The 24399-nt window shown below is 66.4% G+C and carries 21 protein-coding genes; 10 read left to right on the top strand and 11 right to left on the bottom strand.

All coding sequences use genetic code 11. The features are described from left to right. Window positions 1-126 precede the first annotated feature (126 nt). From GAK28_RS11835 to GAK28_RS11825, 3 genes are all read left to right on the top strand, one after another. A complete protein-coding gene (locus GAK28_RS11835) occupies window positions 127-2994 on the top strand; it encodes a TonB-dependent receptor (protein WP_291779005.1) in 2868 nt (955 codons plus the stop codon). A 285-nt stretch (window positions 2995-3279) separates the two neighbouring features. Continuing rightward, window positions 3280-6312 carry a TonB-dependent receptor gene (locus GAK28_RS11830; protein WP_291779002.1) on the top strand — a complete coding sequence of 1011 codons (3033 nt, stop codon included), beginning with the start codon at window positions 3280-3282 and terminating at the stop codon, window positions 6310-6312. A gap of 540 nt (window positions 6313-6852) precedes the next feature. Next, on the top strand, window positions 6853-7563 hold the full coding sequence (locus GAK28_RS11825) for a hypothetical protein (protein WP_291778999.1): 711 nt from the start codon (window positions 6853-6855) through the stop codon (window positions 7561-7563). 18 nt (window positions 7564-7581) lie between these two features. On the opposite strand, the gene GAK28_RS11820 is transcribed toward GAK28_RS11825, so the two are convergent. The 5 genes from GAK28_RS11820 to GAK28_RS11800 all read right to left on the bottom strand — a co-directional run bounded on the left by GAK28_RS11820 (window position 7582) and on the right by GAK28_RS11800 (window position 11393). Continuing rightward, window positions 7582-8778, bottom strand: a complete 1197-nt coding sequence (locus tag GAK28_RS11820; RefSeq protein ID WP_291778997.1) for a porin — start codon at window positions 8776-8778, stop codon at window positions 7582-7584. A 105-nt stretch (window positions 8779-8883) separates the two neighbouring features. Then, window positions 8884-9384 carry a TPM domain-containing protein gene (locus GAK28_RS11815; RefSeq protein ID WP_291778993.1) on the bottom strand — a complete coding sequence of 167 codons (501 nt, stop codon included), beginning with the start codon at window positions 9382-9384 and terminating at the stop codon, window positions 8884-8886. Next, on the bottom strand, window positions 9384-10289 hold the full coding sequence (locus GAK28_RS11810; RefSeq protein ID WP_291778990.1) for a TPM domain-containing protein: 906 nt from the start codon (window positions 10287-10289) through the stop codon (window positions 9384-9386). The genes GAK28_RS11815 and GAK28_RS11810 overlap by 1 nt, the downstream gene beginning before the upstream one ends. Continuing rightward, window positions 10289-10912, bottom strand: coding sequence for a LemA family protein (locus GAK28_RS11805; protein ID WP_291778988.1), 624 nt, complete (start codon window positions 10910-10912; stop codon window positions 10289-10291). Before GAK28_RS11805 ends, GAK28_RS11810 begins: the two co-directional genes overlap by 1 nt. 109 nt (window positions 10913-11021) lie before the next feature. Continuing rightward, window positions 11022-11393, bottom strand: a complete 372-nt coding sequence (locus GAK28_RS11800; RefSeq protein WP_291778985.1) for a diacylglycerol kinase — start codon at window positions 11391-11393, stop codon at window positions 11022-11024. A gap of 277 nt (window positions 11394-11670) precedes the next feature. Here GAK28_RS11800 and GAK28_RS11795 point away from each other — a divergent pair, with 277 nt between their 5' ends. From GAK28_RS11795 to GAK28_RS11775, 5 genes are read left to right on the top strand one after another with little or no spacing between them, the layout of a single operon-like run. Next, window positions 11671-13206 carry an oligopeptide:H+ symporter gene (locus tag GAK28_RS11795; protein ID WP_291778982.1) on the top strand — a complete coding sequence of 512 codons (1536 nt, stop codon included), beginning with the start codon at window positions 11671-11673 and terminating at the stop codon, window positions 13204-13206. A 52-nt stretch (window positions 13207-13258) separates the two neighbouring features. Continuing rightward, on the top strand, window positions 13259-14539 hold the full coding sequence (locus tag GAK28_RS11790) for an ATP-binding protein (RefSeq protein WP_291778980.1): 1281 nt from the start codon (window positions 13259-13261) through the stop codon (window positions 14537-14539). Beyond that, entirely contained in the window at window positions 14536-15117 is a 582-nt protein-coding gene (locus GAK28_RS11785; RefSeq protein ID WP_291778978.1) for a response regulator transcription factor, read from the top strand. Before GAK28_RS11790 ends, GAK28_RS11785 begins: the two co-directional genes overlap by 4 nt. A gap of 2 nt (window positions 15118-15119) precedes the next feature. Continuing rightward, entirely contained in the window at window positions 15120-16295 is a 1176-nt protein-coding gene (locus GAK28_RS11780; protein WP_291778976.1) for an exo-alpha-sialidase, read from the top strand. Beyond that, window positions 16292-16750 carry a hypothetical protein gene (locus GAK28_RS11775; RefSeq protein WP_291778973.1) on the top strand — a complete coding sequence of 153 codons (459 nt, stop codon included), beginning with the start codon at window positions 16292-16294 and terminating at the stop codon, window positions 16748-16750. Before GAK28_RS11780 ends, GAK28_RS11775 begins: the two co-directional genes overlap by 4 nt. Before the next feature lie 68 nt (window positions 16751-16818). Here the strand turns inward: GAK28_RS11775 and GAK28_RS11770 are convergent, their stop codons facing one another. From GAK28_RS11770 to GAK28_RS11760, 3 genes are all read right to left on the bottom strand, one after another. Further along, window positions 16819-17811 (bottom strand): HAMP domain-containing sensor histidine kinase, encoded by a 993-nt coding sequence (locus GAK28_RS11770; protein ID WP_291778970.1) that lies wholly within the window; start codon window positions 17809-17811, stop codon window positions 16819-16821. Between the two features lie 26 nt (window positions 17812-17837). Next, window positions 17838-18572 (bottom strand): response regulator transcription factor, encoded by a 735-nt coding sequence (locus tag GAK28_RS11765; RefSeq protein WP_291778967.1) that lies wholly within the window; start codon window positions 18570-18572, stop codon window positions 17838-17840. A gap of 119 nt (window positions 18573-18691) precedes the next feature. Then, window positions 18692-19306 (bottom strand): arylesterase, encoded by a 615-nt coding sequence (locus tag GAK28_RS11760; RefSeq protein ID WP_291778965.1) that lies wholly within the window; start codon window positions 19304-19306, stop codon window positions 18692-18694. Here GAK28_RS11760 and GAK28_RS11755 point away from each other — a divergent pair. Both GAK28_RS11755 and GAK28_RS11750 read left to right on the top strand, forming a co-directional pair. Next, a complete protein-coding gene (locus tag GAK28_RS11755; protein WP_291778962.1) occupies window positions 19305-19991 on the top strand; it encodes an ABC transporter ATP-binding protein in 687 nt (228 codons plus the stop codon). The genes GAK28_RS11760 and GAK28_RS11755 overlap by 2 nt on opposite strands. After that, entirely contained in the window at window positions 19988-22471 is a 2484-nt protein-coding gene (locus GAK28_RS11750) for an FtsX-like permease family protein (RefSeq protein WP_291778960.1), read from the top strand. The genes GAK28_RS11755 and GAK28_RS11750 overlap by 4 nt, the downstream gene beginning before the upstream one ends. A gap of 128 nt (window positions 22472-22599) precedes the next feature. Here GAK28_RS11750 and rimI read toward each other — a convergent pair whose 3' ends face one another. Genes rimI through pssA form a run of 3 tightly spaced genes read right to left on the bottom strand, consistent with a single transcriptional unit; the run spans window position 22600 to window position 24342 of the window. Then, a complete protein-coding gene (gene rimI / locus GAK28_RS11745) occupies window positions 22600-23088 on the bottom strand; it encodes a ribosomal protein S18-alanine N-acetyltransferase (protein WP_291778956.1) in 489 nt (162 codons plus the stop codon). A 5-nt stretch (window positions 23089-23093) separates the two neighbouring features. Next, entirely contained in the window at window positions 23094-23555 is a 462-nt protein-coding gene (locus GAK28_RS11740; protein WP_291778953.1) for a hypothetical protein, read from the bottom strand. A 4-nt stretch (window positions 23556-23559) separates the two neighbouring features. Beyond that, window positions 23560-24342 carry a CDP-diacylglycerol--serine O-phosphatidyltransferase gene (gene pssA / locus GAK28_RS11735; protein ID WP_291778950.1) on the bottom strand — a complete coding sequence of 261 codons (783 nt, stop codon included), beginning with the start codon at window positions 24340-24342 and terminating at the stop codon, window positions 23560-23562. Window positions 24343-24399 lie beyond the last annotated feature (57 nt).

Here is a 24399-nt window from a genome sequence, read left to right as displayed (position 1 = left end):
CGCGCTATGGTCCCGGGATCGTCGACCCCGGGTGAGGGCTGGCGGGGGATCGGGAGATTTTCGTCGGTTATGTACGTCAGTTCCAGGCACGGGGGCCACTTCGGCGGGGGCCGAAGGTCGGCGCTGGTGCTGGCGCTCGTTGGCGGCCTCGCCGGCACGCCGGCGCACGCACAACAGGATCCATCGCCAGCCGCCATGCTCGCACCGGTGAACGTGACCGTCACCGGCTCGCGCATCCGTGGCACGGACGTGGAGACCGCCCAGCCGGTCTTCACCATGAATCGCGAGGCCATCCAGGCCACCGGGCTCACCAGCCTGGGCGACATCGTCTCGCGCATGCCCTTCGCAGCCACCCCCGAAGTCACCTCCCAGGACTCGCTCTCGTCCAGCAACGACGCGGGCGGGCGGTTCGCCAACCTGCGCAATCTCGGCGCGGTTCGCACGCTCGTACTGGTCAACGGCCGTCGATGGACGACCTCGCAGGGCGGCCTGACCGACCTGTCGACCATCCCCGTCTCCATCGTCGAGCGCATCGAGGTGCTCAAGGACGGCGCGTCGTCGATCTACGGCTCCGACGCCATTGGCGGCGTCATCAACATCATCACCACGGACCGCTTCGAGGGCGCGTCGGCCGATGTCTTCTACGGCGTCAACGGCAAGGGTGACGGCAGCCAGAAGAACGGCAACTTCACCTGGGGCAAGAGCACCGAGCGCTCGTCCCTGATCCTGGGAGCCACCTACGAGGACGGCGGTGAATTGATGGATCGCGAACGCGATCTCACCCGCTACGCCTCCGGTCCACGCCACCCGGGCGACGGTTACGGCATGGGCGGCTACGGCGGCGTGGTCGATCCGCGCGCGGCAGGTACGCCGGGCGCCGGGCACTACGCCCAGGATGGCCTGTGGGCTCCCAACCGCTACGTGATCGACCATCCCGGCGGCGTCGCGGGCAATCCGGCGAACCTTGCCGACTACCATCCGTACGACGCCAACAGCAACGCCGACAAATACGCCACCACGCGTGACACCACGTTCCGCAGCGGGACGAAGCTGCGCAACCTGTTTGCCACCGGGCGCTACAACCTTACCGACGACATCGCCCTGCGCGGCATGGCCAGCTACGGTGCGCGCGACACACGCTGGCGCACGGCCGGTTATCCGCTGCAAAGCGCCTCCGGACGCGCCGACGGCCTGTATATCGACCCCGCCAACGCCTACAACCCGTTTCCCGGCTACGCCACCTCGTTCTTCCGGCGCACGGTCGAGATGCCGCGCGTCAACTGGTCACAAAGCAAGACGCTGCATGGCGACCTCGGTGCCGAGGGCACGTTCCAGTGGGGCGAGCACACCTGGAACTGGGACGTCACGTACGCTTACTCCGAGGCGCGCTCGCGCCTGGTGTCCAGCGGCAACATCAACCTGGTCAACGCGCGCAAGGCACTGGGCCCTACCGCCGTGGTGAATGGCCAGGTGGTGTGTGCCAACGCCGCGGATCGCGCCGCTGGCTGCGTGCCGTGGAACATCCTGGCGGGCCCTGGCGGCACCGACGATGCCGTCTGGCGCTATGTGGGTTCCACCGGCACCTCGCACCAGGTGACCCGCACCAACGACTTCACGGCCAACCTCACCGGCGGTCTCGTCGACCTGCCGGCCGGCACGCTGCGCCTCGCCGGAGGCCTGGAGCATCGCAACGAGAACGGCCGCTATACGCCCTACCCCGCCGACTCCGCGGGGGACACGACACAGCTCGCCAGCGATCCGACGCGAGGCGGCTACATCGTCAACGAGGCCTACCTCGAATTCGACGTGCCGCTGCTGTCCAACCTGCCCCTGGCGCACGAGCTGGCGGTGAACGCCTCGTCGCGCTATTCGCACTACAGCGCCTTTGGCGGCGGCACGCGCAGCAAGTACAGCTTCCGCTGGAAGCCCTTCGACGACCTCCTGGTCCGCGGTACCTACGCCGAAGGCTTCCGCGCCCCCACAGTGGCCGACCTCTACGCTGGCACCAGCGAAAGCTTCGAAAGCTTCCTGGATCCCTGCGACAGCAGTTACGGCGCCGCCGCGAGCGACGCCTCGGTGCGTGCGCGCTGCGCCGCCGCGGGCATTCCCGCACGCTACCGGCAGATCGACCAGAGCGGGGCCGCGATCAACTCGTCGAGCGGCGGACAGAACCCCATCGCCTTCCGTACCGGCGCCAATCCCGCGCTGAAGCCGGAATCGTCGATCACCCGCACGGCCGGCATCGTCTATAGCCCGAGCTACGTCGATGGCTTCGACATGACGCTCGATTACTACAAGATCGCCATCCGCGATGTCATCACGCCGATCCTGGCGGCGGACATCCTGAATTATTGTTACGTTCGTAACGATCCGACCTACTGCGGCCGTTTCACCCGCGCCAGCGACGGCCATATCGTCACCCTGGACGAAAGCCTCGCCAACCTCGGCACGCTGCGCACCGAGGGCTACGATCTGGGCATCCATTACCGGCTGCCGAGCACGCGCCTTGGCGAATTCACCCTGTCGTCCGACAGCACCTACCTGAAGGACTACTCGCAGTCGACCAGCGCCGGCGCGCCACCGCGCCAGCTGGCGGGCTACATGAACAACATGCAGGGCCTGTACCGGCTGCGCTCGAACCTATCGCTGGACTGGGGTTGGCAGCGCTTCGGTGCCACCTGGACGGTGCGCTACTTCTCCGGCCTGAAGGACGCCTGCTGGTCGCCGTCGGTGGAATGTACGGATCCGGGCGCGACCAATGCGCTGACGGGTGCCGCCGGTTTCAGCCGCAAGGGCGCGGTCGCCTTCCACGATCTCCAGTTGCGTTGGCAGGCGCCGTGGAACGGCAGTTTCCGCATCGGCGTCAACAACCTGTTCGATCGCAAGGGGCCGCTGTACTACAACGTGTCCAGCGCCGGAAACGGCAGTCCGCCGTACAACCCCGCTTTCGACATCGATCGATACTTCTACATGGGATATCAGCAGAAGTTCTAAGAAATTGCCGCCGAAAGGCGGCAATTTGCGTTCATGACGCAAGTTTCCTACACGTCTTGTAGGAATACGCTGATGTCGCCCAACCTTTCTCTGATATATGCGCAAACTCTTGCGGAGTGGTGACGCTCGCGTTATGTTCGCGTTACGTCGCTATGCGCCCAGGGGTTGGCGCGACGTGGGTGTCCCCACACCCGACCCTTCATACCCACAAACGAGTGCCGCACGCGGCGCTTAATTAAAGCTGTTCAGCCTTGCTGTGAAGCAGGGCCAGGGAGACTTTTGACCATGACTAGCAGCACCCTGCTCAAGCGCACCGCGCTGGTGTCGGCGCTCGCCACCTGCATGCTCGCGGGTTCGGCCTATGCGCAGAGCACCGTTGGCGACATCTACGGCTCCGCCACCGCGTCGCAGACCATCCAGATCCAGAACCTCGGTTCGGGCGCCGTGCGCTCCGTGACCGTGGGCGAAGACGGCCGCTACCGCGCGTCGTCGCTGCCGGTCGGCAGCTACCGCATCAACGTCCAGCAGGACGGCCAGACCGTCTCCTCGCGTGACATCAACGTCGTCGCCGGCCAGTCCGCGCAGGTGAACTTCGCCGCCGCTGCCGGTGGCAACGCCAGCGCCCAGGCCCTCGACACCGTGACCGTATCGGCCAACGCCCTGGCCGCCATCGACGTCGCCACGGTCGAGTCGCGCACCAGCTTCACGGCCGACCAGCTCGACAAGCTGCCGGTGCCGCGCAACGTCGTCGACGTCGCCGCGCTGACCCCCGGCACCACCAAGGGCGACTCGCGCTTCGGCAACCTGCCGTCGTTCGGTGGCGCCTCGGTCGCCGAGAACAGCTACTACGTCAACGGCTTCAACGTCACCAACCTGTACAATAACCTGTCGTTCTCGGAAGTGCCGTTCCAGGCCATCCAGCAGCTCGACGTGCAGACCGGCGGCTACGGCGCCCAGTACGGCTTCTCCACCGGCGGCGTGACCTCGGTCATCACCAAGCGTGGTACCAATGAGTGGAAGGGTGGCGCCAGCTGGGTGTACACCCCGGGCTGGGCTCGTGAGAACGAGGACAAGACCTACCGCAAGAACGGCACCCTGTACCGCAACTACGACCGCAACTCCGATAACGACAACGTCTACTCGGCGTGGCTCGGCGGCGCGCTGGTCAAGGACAAGCTGTTCTTCTACGGCATCTTCCAGTCGCACAAGGAATCGGCGACGGTCTATCCGACCGCTCCGGGTTCGGGCGTGGGCAACTCCACGACGGCCACCCAGCGCAACACGTACAGCGATCCGTTCTACCTGATCAAGCTGGACTGGAACATCAACGACAGCAACATCCTCGAGTACACGGGGATGAACAACACCAAGCACACGACGAACAACTACTTCACCGCGACCTACGGCGACGACGGCACCCCGTCGACGACCGCGTTCCGCGGCCAGCGTCGCGTGAAGACCGGTGGCGACGTCAACGTCTTCAAGTACACCAGCTACATCACGGACGACCTCACCGCCACCGCGCAGTGGGGCAAGATGAAGAGCAAGAACTCTTCGGACTACATCAGCGCGGACGGCACGCACACCCGCTACAACGGTGACATCAACGGCGCCCGCAACGGCTGCCCGTACGTCATCGACGGCCGCGACAGCACTGCCCGTGGCCTGACCGCGCCGTACGGCTCGTGCTACCTGGCCTCCACCACCGACATCTTCAACGGTGAAGACCAGCGTACCGCGTGGCGCATCGACCTTGACTGGAAGATCGGCGACCACGACATCGCCGGTGGCTTCAGCAAGGAAAACTGGCGCTCGCAGATGGGCCAGAGCTACGCCGGTGGCGTGCTCTACTACTACCAGACCGACACCAAGGGCAAGCTGACCGGCACCCCGGGCAAGGACTACGTGCAGGTGCAGAACTACCGCACCGGCGGCTCGGTCCGCATCGAGCAGAAGTCCTGGTACCTGCAGGACAACTGGCAGGTCAGCGACAAGTTCCTCGCCTACATCGGCGTGCGCAACGACTCGTTCAACAACAAGAACGGCGACGGCCAGAACTTCGTCCGCCAGGGCAACATCTGGCAGCCGCGCCTGGGCTTCTCGTGGGATCTGTTCGGTGACTCCACCACCAAGATCTTCGGTACCGCCGGCCGTTACTCGCTGCCGATCGCCGCGAACGTCGCCCTGCGCGCTGCCACGGCTTCGTACTACACGCAGCAGAACTTCGCCTACGGCGCCGTCGATGGCCGTGGCATTCCGGTTCTCGGCAACGCCATCGGTCCGGTCGAGATCGTCAACGGCGAGAACGGCACCACGCCGAACCCGCGTTCGGTCGCCAGCCGCGATCTGAAGCCGTACTCGCAGGATGAATTCATCCTCGGCGTGCAGCACCGCATCACCAGCGATAACGAGTTCATCAACGACTGGGTGGTCGGCGCCAAGGCGATCTACCGCAAGCTCAACAACGCCATCGACGATACCTGCGACTGGCGTCCGTTCTACGCTTACGGCCAGTCGCAGGGCCTGAACGTCGGTAACAACCCGTTCACCCCGCCGTCGACCATGCCGGGCTGCTACATCTACAACCCGGGCAGCAAGCTCACCCTGGATATCGACGTCGACGGCAGCGGCCAGCTGCGTCACATCACCATCCCGGGCGACAAGTTCGGCCCGAAGGCCAAGCGTAGCTACCAGTCCGTCGTGCTGACCGCCGAGAAGGCCACCGACAAGTGGTACGTCAACGCGTCGTACACCTGGGCAAAGAACTACGGCAACACCGAAGGTCTGGTGAAGTCGGACAACGCCCAGACCGACACCGGCACCACCAGCGCCTTCGACTACCCGGAACTGATGTACGGTTCGAACGGCTGGCTGCCGAACGATCGTCGCCATAGCTTCAAGGCGTACGGCGGCTACAAGTTCACCCCGGAATGGTCCGTCGGCCTGAACGTCCTGGTCGAATCGGGTCGTCCGAGCAGCTGCTTCGGTGGCGGCCCGAACACCCCGTACACGATCCCGACCGGTTACCAGTCGGCGTACTTCTACTGCGAGGGCAAGGTCGACCAGCGCGGCCATGGCAAGCGCCTCCCGTGGACCTGGACGCTCAGCCCGAACGTCGTCTACACCCCGTCGTACGTGAAGGGCCTGACCGTTCAGCTCGATGCCATCAACATCCTGAACAACAGCAAGCCCATCGCGATCAACGAGATCGGCGAGCGTTCGAACCAGACGTTCTACGACACCACGTACCGCGTGCCGACCTACTACCAGACGCCGCGCTACTTCCGTCTGATGGTGCAGTACGACTTCAGCCTGTAATTTCGGCGAGTCGCGCGATATGGAAAAGGCCGCTCTCTGGGGCGGCCTTTTCTTTTCGGTTAACCGCGTTGCGGTTCGTGTCTTTTACGGCTTGCGCCGGACAACCGCTTCGTAGGTTGGGCTCGCCTGCGGCATTGCTCGCGGCGCTCGGGCGTGGCGGGGAGCCGTCGGGCCGCCGCCGAGGCGCTCCCGCTCCGCCGTCCCTCGGGAAAGGTTGGCCGCTGCGCGGCCCGTGTTTTATGGCTTCGCCCCTTCGGGCTCGGGCAGGTGGTCGGGATTTTTCGACTCGGCTCCTGCCTCGGCGAAAAAGGCCGGTCATCCTGACCGGCCCCGCTGCGCGGTCTTGTCCGCCCACCTACCCTCGGCTCCTCAAGTCGCGCCCCGGCGGCGGCCCGACGGCTCTCCCAACGTTACGGTGGCCTTGTAGGAGCGCGCTTGCGCGCGATGGGTGCTCGCGGCAACCTGGCATCGCGCGCAAGCGCACTCCTACAAAAGCCTTATATGCTTGGCGCCAATGGACGGAGAGGCGATATGTGGCGAATGACGACGATGGGTTTGCTGTGGGTCATAAGCTCGGCCACCCTTGCCAGGGAACCCGCCGATATCGCCACCATCGTCAGGAACGTGATGACCGATACGTACGGCAACGCATACGACGCGCGGAACGCGTGCTGGACGTATCGCTGGAAGAACGACCAGGGCGAGGAAGCCACCTATTGCATGCGTCCCGGCAAGCCCGAGGTCGTGGATGGCACGCTGTATCTGCGAACGTTCAACGCCACGGATACCGGCGATGCTCACTACGCGTATGCGCATGTCGAACCCGGGTTGATGGGTGCGTTCCGTATCCGCCTGCACGACAAGGGCGCATGGACCTACCAGGCGTTCGAACCCGCCATGGACTACGGCAGCGCCGGCGATTGCGGCTGCGCACAGGCACGTTTCGTCAAGCTGGGTGCACAGGGGCCCTACGGCTGGATGTTCACCAGCGGTGGCATCTGGAGCGGCGTGGTGGTGGAGAACCTGAGCATCGTCACCGATCTGCATGGCACGATGAAGGACATCGCCGGTCTTCCCATGCGAGCAGAAGACAACCAGGACACGAGCTATCGCTTCAGCATAGCCCCCGGTGCCACGCAAGGCATGTATCCGCTGCATGCGGTGAAGACGGTGAAGGGCAAGCCATCGACAACGTTCGATGTACCGTTCGATCCGGCGACTTCACGGTACATGTTGCCCAGCGCCCACTGAGTCCGCGAGAGGCGATCATCAGAAGCTCAGCTGCCAGCGTGTTTCAAAAACATCGGGATCGGTACGCACGTGCTTGCGGACGCTACTCACCCACACATAGTTGGCCTGCATCTTGATGTGTTCCCCCAGGTACCAGTTGGCGCCTAGCGTCCAGTCGCGTTCGTGGCCACCGGCGATACCTTCGTCATCAAGATCAACACGGCTATAGCGCAGCGCCAGCTCGATGGCACCCCATCGCTGTGCAGGCCTGATCGTCGCGAGGTCGCGGCTGTCGTAGCGGCGGTCGGCGACGTTGCCGTCGCTGTACACCCGCGATTCGCCCGTCAAGGTCCAGGTGGCGAAGGCGTACCAGCCGTCCGCACGATAGTCGCGTCGTGCGTCGGCCCGCTGGACATCGATAGCAAGATACTCGCCCTGGATCGACAGCGGGCCGTGGATGCACAACCCTTCGAGACCTCGTCGGTCCACGCGCCTCGCGTGATCGAGCACCCCCGTATCGGCCAGTCGTATCTGCGCAAGCCCGGCTTCCGGTCGTGCGCCGAAACGCACCGTATCCGCCAGCAAGGTTTCCCGTGAACCGGACACGCCCAGATGCAACACCTCGCCTGTTCGCCGCCATGGCACCCAGGCGACGCGCGCGGCGACGGTCCGCCCCGGATTGGCGTTGTTCAAATCCTTGCGCGCGAAGTACCAGCCCAGGTTCACGATCCAGTGCGTGGCGGGCAACGCCCAATCCACGCCCGTTCGTCGTCCTTCCCAGAAGGCCTGTATCGGTAGCGCGGTCTCGATGAACGTGGTGGCTCCCGCGGAGGTCACGCCTTCGAAACCGACGGGGGTCTTGGTGTATCCGAAACGAAGATTGCCGATGTCATGGTCGAGCAAACCCTGTGACCGGACACGCACGAAGGTGTCCACCCATTGCCGGGACTGGTAGTCGTACTGCACGTTGACGTCGTAGACGCCCGGCTTACGCAGGTAGAAGCCAAGGTAACGACGGCGATTCGTGTCGGCATCGCGCAAAGCGCCACGCTCACCATCGAATCGGTTGATGTCGTACTGGTAGAGCACCGACACGCCGACATCGGTGCCGTCGGGCAGCAGCCCATGCGTTGGCCAGTTACCGAAGGCGTCGTACGTCCCGGCGCGTACCGGGATTATCGCCTGAAAACCCATCGTGGCGCCCAGGAAAAAGGCGAACCACCTGCGCCACACCATCCGCCCTCTCCCGCCCATGCATGAGCGGGTCATCGTGCGGTAGAACGGCGCGGCTTAAGAAATGATCCGTGGATATAAGCTCATGCCGCGCCGTCATGGCACGAATCAGAGCAACAGCGGCCTGTCGGGCAACTGGTTCTCGCGGGCGGTGCCGTCACCGGGGTAATGCGTGGCGAGCAATGCGCCGGCCTCTGTAACGCCAGTGAGCACACCCTCATGGAAACGCTCGTTCGCGAAGGCGTCGCGCATGTGGTCGGTGATCGTCGCCCATTCGTCCGCCGACACGCGACTGGCGATGCCCCGGTCGGCGACGATCTCAATGCGGTGCTCGGAGAGCAGCACGTACAGCAGCACGCCGCAGTTTTCTTCGGTATCCCAGACGCGAAGATGGGCGAACAGCATCGCCGCGCGGTCGCGCGCCGTGACGCCCTGCGCGACCGCGGCCAGCGGAAGGCGGGATTCGATGGCCACGCGTAGCTCGCCACGATGCGTGGCTTCACCCTGGCTCACGGACGCCGTGATGGCATCCAGTACCTCGGGTGGAAACGCACGGCCCATGCGGAACCATTCGCCGAACAGGTTGCTGAGGATTCTGCGCGTCGTCATCACCAGCTCCCCGACGAGCCGCCGCCGCCGAAGCTGCCGCCGCCTCCGCTGAAACCACCGCCGCCTCCGCCACCACCGCCGAAGCCGCCGCCTCCTCCGAAGCCACCGCCACCCCAGCCGCCGAAGCCGCCACCGCCCCAGCCACCGCCGCCGATCGAGCGGCCGGCGCCGAGGGGAATGGCCATGAACAGCGCGCCGCCGATCAGGCCGATCACACCGCCGAGCAGGGAGTTGAGAAAAAGCCAGCCGAGACCACCGGCGATCACGCCGCCGAGCGGCATGCGCACGCCAAGCGGCGCGCGGCCGAGAATGCCGCGCATGAACAGCACGCCGAACAACAAGGGAAGGAACAGCTCGCCGCCACCGCGACGACGACGCTCATGGCTTTCGTCGGGCGCGACGGGCGCCGGCAGCGATTCGCCCTGCACGATCTGGGTAATCGCATTGAGCGCTTCGGTGATGCCGCCGAAGTAATCGTTGCTGCGCAGCTTGGGCGCCATGTACTCGCGGATGATTCGCGACGCGATGGCGTCCGGCAGCGCGCCTTCGAGGCCGTAACCGACCTCGATGCGCACGCGGCGATCGTTCTTGGCCAGCAGCAGGAGCACGCCGTCGTCGCTGCCCTTGCGGCCGACCTTGTTGGTTTCGGCGACCTTGAGGGAGTAGTCCTCCAGGTCGTCGGGCTGGGTGGTCGGCACCATCAGCACGACCACCTGGGCGCCCTTGGTCTTTTCCAGGTCGACCAGTCGCGCATCGAGCTGGTCGACCTGGGCGGCCGTCAGCGTGCCGGTGAGGTCGGTGACGTGACGTGCCAGCTTCGGCACGGCGGCGTCGTCCGCCAGCGCCGCCAGGGGCGACACCAGCAGGGCGACGACGAGCAGCAGCCGTGCCGCGAGGTAGCGCATCAGTGGGCGGCCGTACCAGCCGGGGCCGGGGTGCTATTGAAGTCGACGGTCGGCGCCGTGGAGATGGCTTTCTCATTCTCAACGCTGAAGTTCGGCTTCACCTGGTAGCCCATGACCTTGGCCGTCAGGTTGTTCGGGAACGAGCGGATCAGCGTGTTGTACGACTGCACCGCCTGGACATAGCGGTTGCGGGCAACGGTGATGCGGTTCTCGGTGCCTTCGAGCTGGGCCTGGAGGTCACGGAAGGAGCCGTCGGCCTTGAGCTGCGGGTAGTTCTCGCTGACCACGAGCAGGCGCGACAGCGCGCCGGACAACTGGCCCTGCGCTGCCTGGAACTTGGCCAGTGCCTCGGGATCGTTCGCCTGCTCGGGCGACAGCTGCACCTGGCCGACCTTGGCGCGGGCGGCGGTCACTTCGGTGAGCACGCGTTCCTCGTGCTGGGCATAGCCCTTCACGGTGTTGACCAGGTTGGGCACCAGGTCGGCGCGACGCTGGTACTGGTTGAGCACTTCGGACCAGGCCGCCTTCACGGCTTCGTCCTCGCGCTGCATGGCGTTGTAGCCGCAACCGGACAGGAAACCGGCGATCAGAACGAGGGCGAACGTACGGAAAAGTGTCTTCATGGCGGCGGTTCCTTGGGGTTTACGGTGCACAAGGTAGCGCAAACCCGCAGTTTCCTGCACAGCCCGGCCCATCCGCTGTAGGAGCGCGCTTGCACGCGATCCCAAGCCTTCAGAAAAACCGTGGAACCAGGATCAGGGCCCAGCTCAACACCACCATGACCAGCAGCAGGAACACGGCCGCCGAGCCCATGTCCTTGGCCCGTCCGGCCAGCTCGTGGAACTCGGGACTGACCTTGTCGACCACGGCCTCGATGGCCGAGTTGAGCAGCTCGGCGGAGAGGACCAGGATCGGGAAGGTGATCAGCACGATCTTCTCGACCCCGCCGTTGCCCAGCCACAGGCCCAGCGGCACGAAGACCACGGCGAGGAAGACCTCGAGGCGGAACGAGGCCTCGTGGCGGAAGCAGGCCTGCAGGCCCTTCATGGACCACTGGAAGGCGGCGTAGATCTGCCGGGGGCCGCGCGGGACGGTCGTCGCCATCGTCAGGCGACCTTGGCCGCGCGGGCTGGCCGGTTAAGCGAAGAAACGTGCGGCATGGCGGCAGGAAGGGCTGGAATCGGCCGGCTACTATGCCACAGGCCGCCTTTCGGGCGGCTTAAGCCGAAGGCCGTGGCGAATCGCCGCGCCCCTCTGGCGGTGCAGCACAACCCAGCGGACCATTTGGGGTAACCTTGAACGGTTATGGCCTCGTTCAGGGTCATGGCAACGGGAGCTACGCCCGGCGCAGCTCGCTGTTTCCAATGTGTACGGAATCTACATGGCAACTCAGAATCCACCGGTTTCACAGACCAAGTCGTTCAGCACGGTCTTCCTCATCGAAATGTGGGAGCGCTTCGGCTTCTACGGCATGCAGGTGCTGATGGTCACCTACATGGTGAAGAAGCTCGGCTTCCCCGAAGCCGACTCGAACCTGATCTGGGGTGCCGCCTCGGCGCTCATCTATGCCACCCCCGCCATCGGTGGCTGGATCGGCGACAAGTTCATCGGCACGCGCCGCACCATGCTCACCGGTGCCGTGGTCCTGATGATTGGCTACATGCTGCTGTGGGTTCCGACGAACAACAGCCTTTTCCTCTATGCCGCCCTCGGCGTCATCATCCTCGGCAACGGCCTGTTCAAGCCCAACGCCGGCAACCTCGTGCGCAAGATCTACGAAGGCGACGAGGTGAAGATCGACAGCGCGTTCACCATCTACTACATGGCGGTGAATGTCGGCTCGACCATCTCGATGCTGCTCACGCCCTGGATCCGCGACTACGTCGGCGCCCACTACAGCGACGCGCTGGGCTGGCACACCGCGTTCGGTGTCTGCTCCATCGGCCTGATCCTCGGCCTGATCAACTACTTCTTCATGCGCCGCACGCTGGCCCATATCGGCTCCGCGCCGGATGAGCGTCCGCTGGTGGCCAAGAACGTGCTGGCCGTGATCGCCGGTGGCATCGCCATCATCGCCGCCTCCACCTTCATCCTGCAGCACCAGGAAGTGGCGAAGATCTGCGTCTACGTCGCCGGCGTGATCATCCTGGGCATCTTCGTTCACCTCATCCGCTCGGTGGAACCGGGCGAGCGCGCCGGCCTCATCGCCGCGCTGCTGCTGACGGTGCAGACGATCTTCTTCTTCATCTTCTACCAGCAGATGTCGACCTCGCTGAACCTGTTCGCCCAGCGCAACGTCGATCTCGACTTCACCCTCTTCGGTATGCAGATCTTCCGCTGGATCCCGGAGCAGTTCCAGTCGCTCAACGCCATCTGGATCGTGATCCTGTCGCCGATCCTGGTCTGGATCTACAACTCCCTCGGCAAGCACGGCAAGGACTTCCCGGTCGCCGCCAAGTTCGCGCTGGGCTTCGCCGCCGTGGCCGCCGGCTTCTTCATGTACGGCCTGGGTGCCCTGACCGCCGTCGGCGGCCAGATCTCGTCGTGGTACATGGTGTGGGGCTACGGCTTCTACTCGCTCGGCGAAGTGCTGGTGAGCGGCCTGGGCCTGGCGATGATCGCCCGCTACGTGCCGGCCCGCATGGGTGGCTTCATGATGGGCGCCTACTACGTCGCGTCCGGCGTGTCGCAGTACACCGGTAGCGTGGTCGCCAACTTCGCGGCCATCCCCAGCGGCATCAACAACCCGCTCGAATCGCTGCCGATCTACACCAACCTGTTCAACAAGCTCGGCTTCGTCGGCGTGGGCTGCACGGTGATCGCCGTGGGCATGCTGCCGCTGATGCGCAAACTGTCCCTGAACCACGCGCTGGCCGGTGTCCCGCCGGTACCGCCGGTGCACAACGAAGACTTGTAACGCCCCGCGAAGGGCCGCCGCCCAGGCGGCCCTTCGATCTTGAGAGACCACCGTGAGCGACCACCTGCACTCCCCATCGTCCCGCTCCGGTCCCTTCGCGCTCGCGCGAACCCTCGCCTGGCTCCGCCTGTGCGCCATCGCCGGCCAAAGCGTCGCGATCCTCTCCTGCGTCACCCTGCTCCGTCTCGACATCCCCCTGCTGCCGCTGATGATCGGCGTCTGCATGCTGGCCGTGTTCGCCGCCGCGGCGTCTTTCCGCCTGGGCATGCCCTGGAAGATGACCGAAGGCGAGGCCATCGTGCACATCGCCCTGGACACCCTTGTCCTGGGCTACCTCCTCTACTTCACCGGCGGCGCCTCCAATCCCTTCGTGACCCTGCTGCTGGTGCCGATCGGCCTCTCGGCGGCGGCGCTGTCCATCGCCGGCGTGTCGCTGGTGGCGATCCTCACCGGCGTGGCCTACGTGCTGCTGGTGCCGTATCACCTGCCGCTGCCCACGCTGGGCAACAAGGGCCTGGATTTCGACCTCTACATCGCCGGCCTGGGCGTGAACTTCGTGATCATGGCGGTGTTGCTGGGCGTGTTCATCAGCAACCTCGCCAAGGCCATCCGCGTGCAGCAGGACGAAGTCCAGCGCATCCGCGAACGCGCCCTGCGCGACGAGGGCATCCTCGCCATCGCCACCCAGGCGGCCGGCGCGGCGCACGAGCTCAATACCCCGCTTGGCACCATGCGCACGCTGCTGCCCGAGATCCGCCGCGAGCACGCCACCGACAGCGCGCTGGGCGACGACCTGGACCTGCTCGAAGGCCAGGTGGAACGCTGCCGGACCATCCTGCGCGAGATGGTCGCCTTCGGCCAGGCGCAACTGTCGCAGGTGCCGGAACGCCTCACGCTCGACCAGTTCATCCACGGCTGCATGGAGCGCTTCCAGCTCCTGCGCCCGGAAGCCGACGTGCGCCTGGAGGTGGACGAGGCGGCCGCGCGCGTCCCGCTGCGCTCGCCGCCCGGCCTGCGCCACGCCCTGATCAACCTGCTCAACAACGCGGCCGACGCCTCGGCGATGAACGACAGCACGTTCGTCTCGCTGGCCATCCACACCGATGGCCGCTGGCTCGAACTGGTGGTCACCGACGAGGGCCCCGGTTTCGACGAATTCGACGAACTGGGTACCCTAGGCCTGTCGCAGAAAGACACCGGCCTCGGCATCGGCCTTGCGCTGGCCGAGGCCACGGCGGAGCGCCTCGACGGCGAACTCGCCGCCAGCAATACCGGCCACGGCGCACAGATGCGCCTGCGCCTGCCCCTTACGGTCATTGGAGACCCGACATGAACGACCTCGTCCCGCCCACCGGCCGCCCCCTGCTGATCGTCGATGACGACGCGACGTTCGCCCGCGTGCTCGGACGCGCGATGACCTCGCGCGGCTTCGAGGTGATCACCACCGACAACGCCGACGACGCCCGCGCCCTCACCCGTCGCCACCAGCCGCGTTACTGCGTGCTCGATCTCAAGCTCGGCGACGAGAACGGCCTGCGCCTGATTCCGGAATTGCAGTCGCTGGTGCCGGATATCCGCGTGCTGTTGCTCACCGGCTACGCGTCCATCGCGACCGCCGTCGAGGCGATCAAGCGCGGCGCGCACGACTACCTGGCCAAGCCGGTCGACGCCGACGCGGTGGTGCGCGCCCTGCTCGATGGCGATGCCGGTCCGGCCGACATCGACGACCTGGTGGATGCGCCGGACGCCCCACTGCCGCTACGTCGACTTGAGTGGGAGCACATCCAGCGCGTGCTCACCGAGTGCGAAGGCAACATCTCCGAAACCGCGCGACGCCTCGGCATGCATCGCCGTACCTTGCAGCGCAAGCTCAGCAAGCATCCTGTCCGCGAACGTCCCGACGAGCATTGACCATGCGCCGCGCCCTTCTCCTCGTCCCGCTGCTCTTCGCCGCCACCGCGCATGCCGACGACATGCACGGCATGGCCATGGGCCACGAAGCCCCGCTCGGCTTCGACGCGACCTTCGACGGCAGCGGTCACCTGTGGGTGGTGGATACGCTCGGCGAGCACGTCCGGGTGCGGCGCTCAGACGACATGGGAAGGGCGTTCACGCAGTCGACCATCGTCAACCCCGTCGGTGAACCGATCTACGCCGAAGGCGAGAACCGGCCGAAGATCGCGCTGGGGCCGCAGGGCGATCTGTACGTGACCTGGTCGCAGCCGAGGAAGACGCCGTGGTCGGGCTTCGTGCGCTTCTCGCGCTCGCTCGACGGCGGCACGCACTTCGATACGCCCGTCACCGTGCATACGGATCGCGCGGACATTACCCATCGCTTCGACTCGCTCGCCGTCGACGGCAAGGGAAACATCGTGGTGGCGTGGATCGACAAACGCGACCTGGAAGCGGCCAAGGTCACCAACAAGCCGTACCTCGGTGCCGCCACCTATTACAGCTGGTCGTCGGATCGTGGCGAACACTTCGCGCCGGAACGCAAGATCGTGGACCAGAGCTGCGAATGCTGCCGCATCGCGCTGGCTCGCGCGCCGGATGGAGGCATCGATGCCTTCTTCCGCGCGATCTACGGCGACAACATCCGCGATCACGCCTTCACGTCGTTGCCCATTGGTACCGGCACGCTGAAGGTGGAGCGCGCCACATTCACGCAGTGGCACATCGAGGGTTGCCCAAACCATGGCCCGTCGCTCGCGATCGATGCGAAAGGGACGAAGCATGCGGTGTGGTTCGCCGTGACCGACGGCAAGCCGACCATCAGCTATGGGCAGCTCGTGCCGGGGAAGGCGCCCATCCACACGTTCCCGGTTGCCACGCTCGGCGCGTCGCATGCCGACCTTGCGGTAGACGGTCGACACGTGTGGATCGTCTGGCACCAGATGACCGAGAAAGGCCTCGACCTCATGCTGCGCGAGTCCACCGACGGCGGCCTGCATTTCAGCGAGCCCCGGCAGATCGCGCACACCGACGGCGCATCGGGCTGGCCGCGATTGCTGATCCATGACCACCGCGCCTTCGTCGCCTGGAATCCGGACGGCCAGTTCCGCCTCGTGCCCACGGAGGCCCTGCAATGAAACCCCTCGTCGCACTCGCCATGCTGAGTCTCGCCCTGCCCGCCCATGCGGCGGCGCCGACGGCGCTGGGCATCGCCGACGTGCCTGCCCTGCTCGCGCCGCCCGCGAAGGGCACGAAGATCGTCGCCCTCTGGGCGCTGGATTGTGCGTACTGCGAGCAAAACCTGTCGGCGCTACGCGCATGGCAACGCAACCACGCCGATGTGGATCTCGTCTTCGTCGCGACCGATTCGATCACCCAGGCGGACACGCTGGAGAAACGCCTGCACGCGGCAAACGTCGACGACGTGCCCTCGCGCGCCTATGCCGAACGCACGCCCGACCGGATCAATTTCCTGATCGACCAGACCTGGGGCGGCGAGACGCCGCGCACGCTGGTCATCCACGCCGATGGGCGGCGTCGGGCGGCTAGCGGGGCGCTGGACGAGGGCAGGATCGCCAAACTGCTTCTGTAGGAGCGCGCTTGCGCGCGACCGGTCTTCGCGAAAACGGTCGCGCGCAAGGCGCGCTCCTACAGAATCCGTCAGGCCTCGACGGGCTGGGGGTTCGGGAAGCGGACGCTGGCGATGCGGCTGGCACCGGGCAAGGCCCGCAGTTCCAGCGGCCACTGGAAACGATCCGACAGGCGCCGTGCGATGGCGAGGTCGAAGCCGTGTCTGTCCACCGACGCATGCCGGCGACTGCCGGGCTCCGGCACGTCCATGGCGGGATTGATGACGCTCACGCTGCCCGGCATCACCGTGACCACGATGGTGCCCTGGTCGGTCTGTTGCAGGGCGTGGCGGATCAGCTGCCCGCACAACACCGCGAAGACCCGAGGCGACGCGTGCAGCGCGAAGGTCGCCGGTTCGTCGAGGATCAGCTCCACCGGCCTTCCGGCGATCAGCTTGCGAGCGTGGTCGACTTCCTGGCGAAGCACCTTGTTGACCACGAAGTCCTCTTCCGTGAGCCCCTGATCGGATTCGCGGGACAGGATCAGGAAGGCCTCCACCAGCGACTCCAGCTCACGCGTGGAGCGCCGAATACGGTCCAGCGAACGATGGCCGAACTCCGAAAGCTCCGTTTCGTCGGCCAGCATGTCCGAGGACATCTTGATCACCGTGAGCGGGCTGCGCAGTTCGTGACTGGCATCGCGGGTGAAGTTGCGTTCGCGTTCGCCGAAACCCTCGATACGCGAGGCCAACCCATGCAAACCACGGATCAGGGACGAGACATCGCCGTCCGAGCGCTTGCCGTCCTCGCCCTGAAGCCGGTCCATGTCCGGACGGTCCGGGTCCCAGCCATCCAGTAGCCGTGCCAGGGCCGCGATGGGCAGCCATTCGCGGGACACGGCCAACCAGGCCAGCCCGCCCGAACAGAGCATGATGGCAACCGCGGCGCCCAGGGGCGCCACGTTATGCGCGGCCATGATCGAGGCGATCACTACCACCAGCGTCTGCAATGCGAAGACGATGGCGACACGAGCGCGGAATGAACCACGCCGGCGCCGCGTCCCCTGCGAACGGCCCTCTTCCATCGATTACATCCGACCCCTCATCCGCCTCAACCCACGTGCTGCGAAGCCGTCGCGACTTCGGAGTCGAGGTCGGCCAGGCGGTAGCCGGCCGAATAGATGGTATGGAGCAGCGGGCGATCGAACGGCTTGTCGATCACGCGACGCAGGTTGTACAGGTGCGAGCGCAGGGTGTCCGAGTCGGGCAGCGTGTCGCCCCAGATTTCGCGTTCGATGTCCCGGCGGCTGACCACCCGCGGCGACTCGCGCATGAGGATCGCCAGCAACTTCAGGCCGATTGGGGACACGGTCAGCTCCTGGCCGCCACGGGTGAGGCGCAAGGTGGCCGTGTCGAGGGTCATGTCGCCCACCGTCAGCACCTCCGAGGACACCTGGCGGCGATCGCGGCGGATCAGCGCACGCAGGCGGGCTTCCAGTTCGCGAACCTCGAAGGGCTTGATGAGGTAATCGTCGGCGCCGGCTTCCAGGCCCACCAGCTTGTCTTCCAGGGTATCCCGGGCCGTCAGCATGAGGACCGGGGTGGACTTCTTGCCGTCCTTGCGCAGCTTGCGGCAAACGTCCAGGCCGTCCATGCCCGGGAGCATGAGATCGAGCACGATCACGTCGTAGCTGTTGGAGACGGCCAGGTGCAGGCCACTGACACCATCGGCGGCATAGTCGACGGAGTAGCCCCGACGCTCAAGGAACTCCCCCACCATCTCGGCGATCTGCCGGTTGTCCTCGACAAGGAGGATCAGGCCAGACTGTTCGTCACGTGTGCTCATCGCTCCACTCCTTTCGCTGATTCACAAATGTGAAGAGTTAACGGCCGGACCGGTGAGAACAGCGTGAAGACCGAAAACAACGATTCATTCTGGGTATGCGAACGTCGACGTTACGTCGTTTACTTGAGCATCGGCGCTAGCGCTTTCCATACATTCTCCGCCACGGGCACCTCGCCCTTGGCCGTGGGATGCAGCCCGTCGTCCTGCATCAGGGCGGGATCCAGGGCCACGCCGTCGAGCAGGAAGGGTACCAGCGGCAGGCCGTGCTTCTTCGCGGCGTCGGCGTAGATCTTGCGCAGGCCGTCACGGTATTGCGGGCCGTAGTTGACCGGCAGCTCGATGCCCAGGAGCAGGACTTTCGCCCCGGCTTTCGTGGAAGCGGCGATCATCGCCTCCAGGTTGTCGGCCAGTTGCCCCAGCGGCAGGCCCTGCAAGCCATCGTTCGCGCCCAGTTCGATCACCACGATGCCAGGTTGTTCCTTCTTCAATAGCGCGTTGAGGCGATTGCGGCCACTCAGGGAGGTTTCGCCGCTGATACTGGCATTGACCATCGTCCAGGGCGTCGCCATCTTCGAGGTACGCGCGTTCAGCAGACGCACCCAACCGGCTTCCACCGGGATGTTGTGCGCCGCCGACAACGAGTCCCCCAGCACCAGCACCTTTCGCGGCGCATCCGCCGCGGAGGCGACGGCGCCCCAGACCAACAGCAACAGGACCATCAGGCAACGACGCATGAGCGATTCTTCCCGTGTTCTTCTCGAAGTGAAGGATGTTAGCAAGTCGGTTTTCGGCCCGGAGGGCCAGTTGGATATCCTCACGGGGGTCAACCTCGCCGTGCAGGCCGGGGAAAGCTTCGCCATCGTCGGCGCGTCCGGCTCGGGCAAGACCACCCTGCTCGGACTGATCGCCGGCCTGGATGTTCCCACCGCCGGCAGCATCCGCCTCGACGGCCAGGCGCTGGAGGCCATCGACGAGGAAGCCCGCGCCGCCATCCGGCGCCGGCTCGTCGGCTTCGTGTTCCAGTCCTTTCACCTGCTCCCGGCGTTGACGGCAGAGGAAAACGTGATGCTGCCGCTCGAACTGGAGGGCGACAACTCCGCCCGCGAACGCGCCCACGCCGCGCTGGAGACGGTCGGCCTGGGCGGCCGCCGCCGTCACTATCCGGCCCAGCTCTCGGGCGGCGAACAGCAGCGCGTGGCCCTGGCCCGCGCCTTCGTGCACCGTCCACGCATCCTTTTCGCGGACGAGCCGACCGGCAACCTCGACCAGCACACCGGCGAGCACGTCGGCGACCTGTTGTTCGAAATGAACCGCCAGCACGCCACGACGCTGATCCTGGTCACCCACGATCCTCGCCTGGCCGCGCGCTGCGCGCGATCGGCGGAGCTGCGCGAAGGCCGCCTCGGGGTGAGCCCGTGAACGTCGCCCGGCTTGCCTTGCGCACGCTGAGGCGCGAATGGCACCTCGTCGAGTTGCGCACCCTCGCCGCCTCGCTGGTGCTGGCGGTGATCGCGCTCGGTGTGGTCGCCACGCTGTCCACGCGGCTGGAGCGCGGCATCCTCGCCAGCGCGGCTGAGTTGATCGGTGGTGACATGGGCATCACCGCACCCGCGCCGCTGCCCGACGACCTACAGCGCTCGGCGCAGGCCGATCGCCTGCGTACCACCCGGGGCGCCCAGTTCCGCAGCGTGGCGTTCGTGGGGGAACACAGCCAGTTGCTCGATGTGCTCGCCAGCGACAACGCCTATCCCCTGCGCGGCACGCTGGTGCTGCGCGGCGCGGACGGCAAGGAGCACGAGGCCCAGGGCCCCGGTCCGGGGCAGGTCTACCTCGACCACCGGGCCATGGTCGGCCTGGGCGTCGGCGTGGGCCAGACCGTGCAGATCGGCGGCCACGACCTCACGCTGGCCGCCGAACTCGTTCGCCAGCCGGACGGTGGCGAACTGTTCGCACTGGCGCCGCGTGCGGTGATGAACCTGGGCGATGCCGACAAGGCAGGCCTCCTGTCCGTCGGCAGCCGGGCGCGCCATCGCCTGCTCGTGGCCGGCGAGCCCGGCGACGTGGCCCGCTGGCGTTCGGCCGTCGAAAGCGCCCCGCTTCCCGCCGGCGCCGACCTGCTCACCCCCGAGAAAATGCAGGAGCGCATGCGCAGCGCGTTCGACCGTGCCAGCGCCTTCCTGCGCCTGACCGCTCTGCTATCGGCCCTGCTCGCGGGTGTCGCCATCGCGCTGGCCTCGGCCCGCTACGCCCGCCGCAAGTCCGCCGAGGTGGCCCTGCTGCGTGCGCTCGGCACGCCGAAACGTCGTGTCGCCGCCCTGCTGGTCGCCACGCTGGCCGCGCTGGCGATCCCCGCCGCCGCGATCGGCATGGCTGTCGCTCTGGGACTCGCCGAAGGCGCCTGGTATTTCGCGCGCCAGTTGTTCGACAACATCCCCACCACCTTGCCCATCGCACCGGCCCTGGCCGCTGCCGCGATGGGCTTGGCCGTGCTCGCCGGCTTCGCGTTGCCGCCCCTCGTCCGCCTGGCTGAGGTGCCGCCAGTGGCGGTGTTCCGGGATTCCATACAACGCAAGGTCCGCAGCTTCGACGCCCTCTACCTGGTGCCACTGCTCACCGCGGTGCTGCTGATCTGGTTGCAGAGCGACTCGCTGCGGCTCTCCGGCATCCTCGCGGTCAGCCTCGCCTGTGTCGCGGTCGTGGCCGCCGCGCTGGCCGCCCTGCTGTTGCTGGTGGCCCGGCGCGTCGCGCCAGGCGCGCACCCGGCGCTACGTCTCGGCCTCGCCGCGCTGGCACGTCGACGCGGCCTTTCGCTGGTACAGGCCACCGCGTTGTCGCTCGGTCTGTGCGCCCTGCTCCTGCTGGCCGTGATCGCACCTTCGCTGCTGGACGGCTGGCGGCGCGAGCTTCCTTCCGACACGCCCAACTGGTTCGCCCTGAACCTCCAGGACGACCAGCGCGAGGCCTTCTCGACCGCGTTGACGGGCATGGGGGCCAGCAAGATCAACATGATGCCGCTCGCCGTGGGCAAGCTGACGGCAATCAACGGCAAGCCCGTCGACAGCATCGCCTTCGACAGCGACGAGGCAAAAAACTCCGCCGACAACCAGCTACGCCTGTCGTGGAGCGCCGAGTTGCCGCCTTCCAACCAGATCGTGGCGGGTGCGTGGCCGGGCGCTTCACCTCCGGGAGCCGAAGTGTCGGTGGACACCTCATGGCGGGATCGCTTCCACCTCAAACTGGGCGACACGCTGAGCTTCGAGGTCGGCGAAGGCACGGTGCAGGCGAAGCTCACCAGCGTGCGCAAGGTCGACTGGACCTCGTTCCGGGTGAATTTCTTCCTAATGCTGGACCCGGCGCATGCCAGCGAGCTGCCGCATACCTGGCTCACCAGCTTCTACCTGCCGCGCGGCCACGGCGACCAGCTTTCGCGGGTGTCGCGCGATTACGGCAACCTGAGCTTGATCGACGTCGACGCCTTGCTCGACCGCGTCCGCGAAATCGTCGACCGCGTGGGCTCGGCCGTGCGCTGGGTGCTGGGCTTCAGCCTGCTGGCGGGTGCCCTGGTACTGGCGGCGGCGCTCGCCGCGAGCGCGCAGGAACGCCGCAAGGAGGCCGCCCTGCTACGCACGCTCGGGGCCACGCGGCGCCAGCTGCGTGCCGCGGCGGCGTGTGAGTTCGCCCTGCTGGGCCTGGTGGCGGGACTCACGGCGGCGCTGGGTGCGACCGGCGCGGGCCTGTGGCTGGGCAAGGCCGTGTTCCGCATCGAGCACTTCGTACCACCCCTATGGCCCCTGGTCGGCGCGGCCGTGCTGGCGGCGCTGGTGGTGATGGGCATCGGCCTACTGGGTACGCGTCGCGTGCTTCGCACCTCGCCGATGGCGTTGCTGCGCGAAGGCTGATCCTTGGAACCATCGCCGATAAATCGGCTCCCACCCCTTCGGTAGTCAGGCTTGGCTACCGAAGGGGTGGGAGCGGATCGCATCCGCGATGGGGCTCGCGGTACGCACCATCGCGCGCAAGCGCGCTCCTACAACACCGGGGAGGGGGTGTCGGGGTTCATGTCCAGGGCCATCACGATGGCCTCTTCGCGTCCGTTCCGCGCGGGGTAGTACGCCGGACGGCGGCCGATCTCGGCAAAACCGAGGGACTCGTAGAGCACCTTCGCCACGGGATTGGACGGCCGCACCTCCAGGAAGACCCGCTCGGCGCCGTACCAGCGCGCCAGATCCAGCAGGCGGCGCATCATGCAGCGGCCGTAGCCGAAGCCACGGTGCGCCTCGCCGATGCAGACGTTGAGCACATGGGCCTCGCCCGCGGCGACCGAGAGGATGCCGTACCCCGCGACCTCGCCATCGTGGACGATCACCCAGCAATTGTGTCCGGCCTGCAGGCAGTCCCGGAAAATGCCGGGGCTCCAGGGAAATTCGTACGACGCATGTTCGATGGCGGCCACGGCGTCGAGGTCTTCCCGTCGCATGGCGCGCACTTCGGTGGAGGGGCGAGTCACGGCGACCATCGGCGTCACTCCTTCGGCAAGGCCCGTCCCAGGGCGCGCAAGGCATTCCACAGGCGGCGCTTGGCCGCGCCCTCGGCGAGCAGCGCGGAAGGCGTATCGAGCAGGACGATCTGCGCAGCGCTCATCACCGACGCAGGCAGGTCGCGCCCAAGCGCCCTTGCCTGCGCTTCGCCGAAGGCGAGATAAGCCGCGGCGACCGGGACACGCCCAAGACCGCCCTCGCCCACCTCCAGCCGTGCCGCGCGCCCCGTGACGGGACCAAAGGCACGCAAGGCACGCCCGACGACGTCGAGCTCTCGAGCGCTGCACCCGGCCGGAAGAATCACGACACACGGCACGCCATCGATCGCTGCCATCGCTTCATTGGCGGCATCCGAGGCGTCCACGGCGACGGCTTCCGCCGAACGCAGGCGCCACGGGGTGACGCCCATGGCCTTCAGGAGACGCTCGCGACGGGGCTGGATCATCCGGTCACTCCGAGCGCGCGTGGCGACGCACGCGACGGCGATGGGTGGCGCGCCCCCAGACGGTCATCACCGGGCCCGAAATGGTGTAGATCACCATGCCGGCGAACAGCACGCGGGCGGTATCGATCAACAGCAGCACCACGATCAACACCGCCGCGATCAACCAGATGAACGGGACGCGGTCGCCCTTGGGCCATGCCTTGAAGCTGAAATAGCGGACGTTGCTCACCATCAGCAGGCCCGCGATCACGGCCAGCGGCATGGCGAAGAAAGCGACGGACGGGCCCGGGATGTCGAATTTCTCCATCGTCCAGACGAAGGACATGCACAGCCCGGCGGCGGCCGGACTCGCCAGCCCCTGGAAGTAGCGCTTGTCGGCCACGCCGACCTGGGTATTGAAGCGGGCCAGGCGAAGCGCGGCGCATACCGCGTAGATGAACGCGGCGGCCCAGCCGATCTTGCCCCAGACAGGGCCGTAGTCGGCCAGCGAGGACAGGGCCCAGGTGTACAATACCAGCGCGGGGGCCAGTCCGAAGCTGACCAGGTCGGACAGGGAGTCGTACTGGACGCCGAATTCGCTCTGCGTGTTGGTAAGCCGGGCGACGCGCCCGTCCATGCCGTCAAGGATGCCCGCCACGAACACCGCCAGCGCCGCCGTCGCGTAATGGCCGCCGATGGCGGAGACGATCGCGTAGAAGCCGGAGAACATGGCCCCGGTGGTGAACAGGTTGGGCAGGAGGTAGATGCCGCGATGGCGCGGTCCCCGGGCTTGGATCGGTTCGCTCATGGTCCAGTGGCTCGAAATGGGAGGCCAGTGTAGCCCAGGCGTCCGGAAGCGTCAGGC

The sequence above is a fragment of the Luteibacter sp. genome (assembly GCF_009912395.1).
GTDB lineage: Bacteria > Pseudomonadota > Gammaproteobacteria > Xanthomonadales > Rhodanobacteraceae > Luteibacter.
This window is presented reverse-complemented; position numbering and strand designations above follow the sequence as displayed.

Coding starts and splice junctions, on each gene's coding strand:
- GAK28_RS11825 (WP_291778999.1), top strand. CDS start 6,853: ATGACGACGATGGGTTTGCTGTGGGTCATAAGCTCGGCCACCCTTGCC.
- GAK28_RS11785 (WP_291778978.1), top strand. CDS start 14,536: ATGAACGACCTCGTCCCGCCCACCGGCCGCCCCCTGCTGATCGTCGAT.
- GAK28_RS11800 (WP_291778985.1), bottom strand. CDS start 11,393: ATGGCGACGACCGTCCCGCGCGGCCCCCGGCAGATCTACGCCGCCTTC.
- GAK28_RS11805 (WP_291778988.1), bottom strand. CDS start 10,912: ATGAAGACACTTTTCCGTACGTTCGCCCTCGTTCTGATCGCCGGTTTC.
- GAK28_RS11755 (WP_291778962.1), top strand. CDS start 19,305: ATGAGCGATTCTTCCCGTGTTCTTCTCGAAGTGAAGGATGTTAGCAAG.
- GAK28_RS11765 (WP_291778967.1), bottom strand. CDS start 18,572: ATGAGCACACGTGACGAACAGTCTGGCCTGATCCTCCTTGTCGAGGAC.
- GAK28_RS11810 (WP_291778990.1), bottom strand. CDS start 10,289: ATGCGCTACCTCGCGGCACGGCTGCTGCTCGTCGTCGCCCTGCTGGTG.
- GAK28_RS11820 (WP_291778997.1), bottom strand. CDS start 8,778: ATGGTGTGGCGCAGGTGGTTCGCCTTTTTCCTGGGCGCCACGATGGGT.
- GAK28_RS11815 (WP_291778993.1), bottom strand. CDS start 9,384: ATGACGACGCGCAGAATCCTCAGCAACCTGTTCGGCGAATGGTTCCGC.
- GAK28_RS11760 (WP_291778965.1), bottom strand. CDS start 19,306: ATGCGTCGTTGCCTGATGGTCCTGTTGCTGTTGGTCTGGGGCGCCGTC.
- GAK28_RS11775 (WP_291778973.1), top strand. CDS start 16,292: ATGAAACCCCTCGTCGCACTCGCCATGCTGAGTCTCGCCCTGCCCGCC.
- rimI (WP_291778956.1), bottom strand. CDS start 23,088: ATGGTCGCCGTGACTCGCCCCTCCACCGAAGTGCGCGCCATGCGACGG.
- GAK28_RS11780 (WP_291778976.1), top strand. CDS start 15,120: ATGCGCCGCGCCCTTCTCCTCGTCCCGCTGCTCTTCGCCGCCACCGCG.
- pssA (WP_291778950.1), bottom strand. CDS start 24,342: ATGAGCGAACCGATCCAAGCCCGGGGACCGCGCCATCGCGGCATCTAC.
- GAK28_RS11830 (WP_291779002.1), top strand. CDS start 3,280: ATGACTAGCAGCACCCTGCTCAAGCGCACCGCGCTGGTGTCGGCGCTC.
- GAK28_RS11795 (WP_291778982.1), top strand. CDS start 11,671: ATGGCAACTCAGAATCCACCGGTTTCACAGACCAAGTCGTTCAGCACG.
- GAK28_RS11740 (WP_291778953.1), bottom strand. CDS start 23,555: ATGATCCAGCCCCGTCGCGAGCGTCTCCTGAAGGCCATGGGCGTCACC.
- GAK28_RS11770 (WP_291778970.1), bottom strand. CDS start 17,811: ATGGAAGAGGGCCGTTCGCAGGGGACGCGGCGCCGGCGTGGTTCATTC.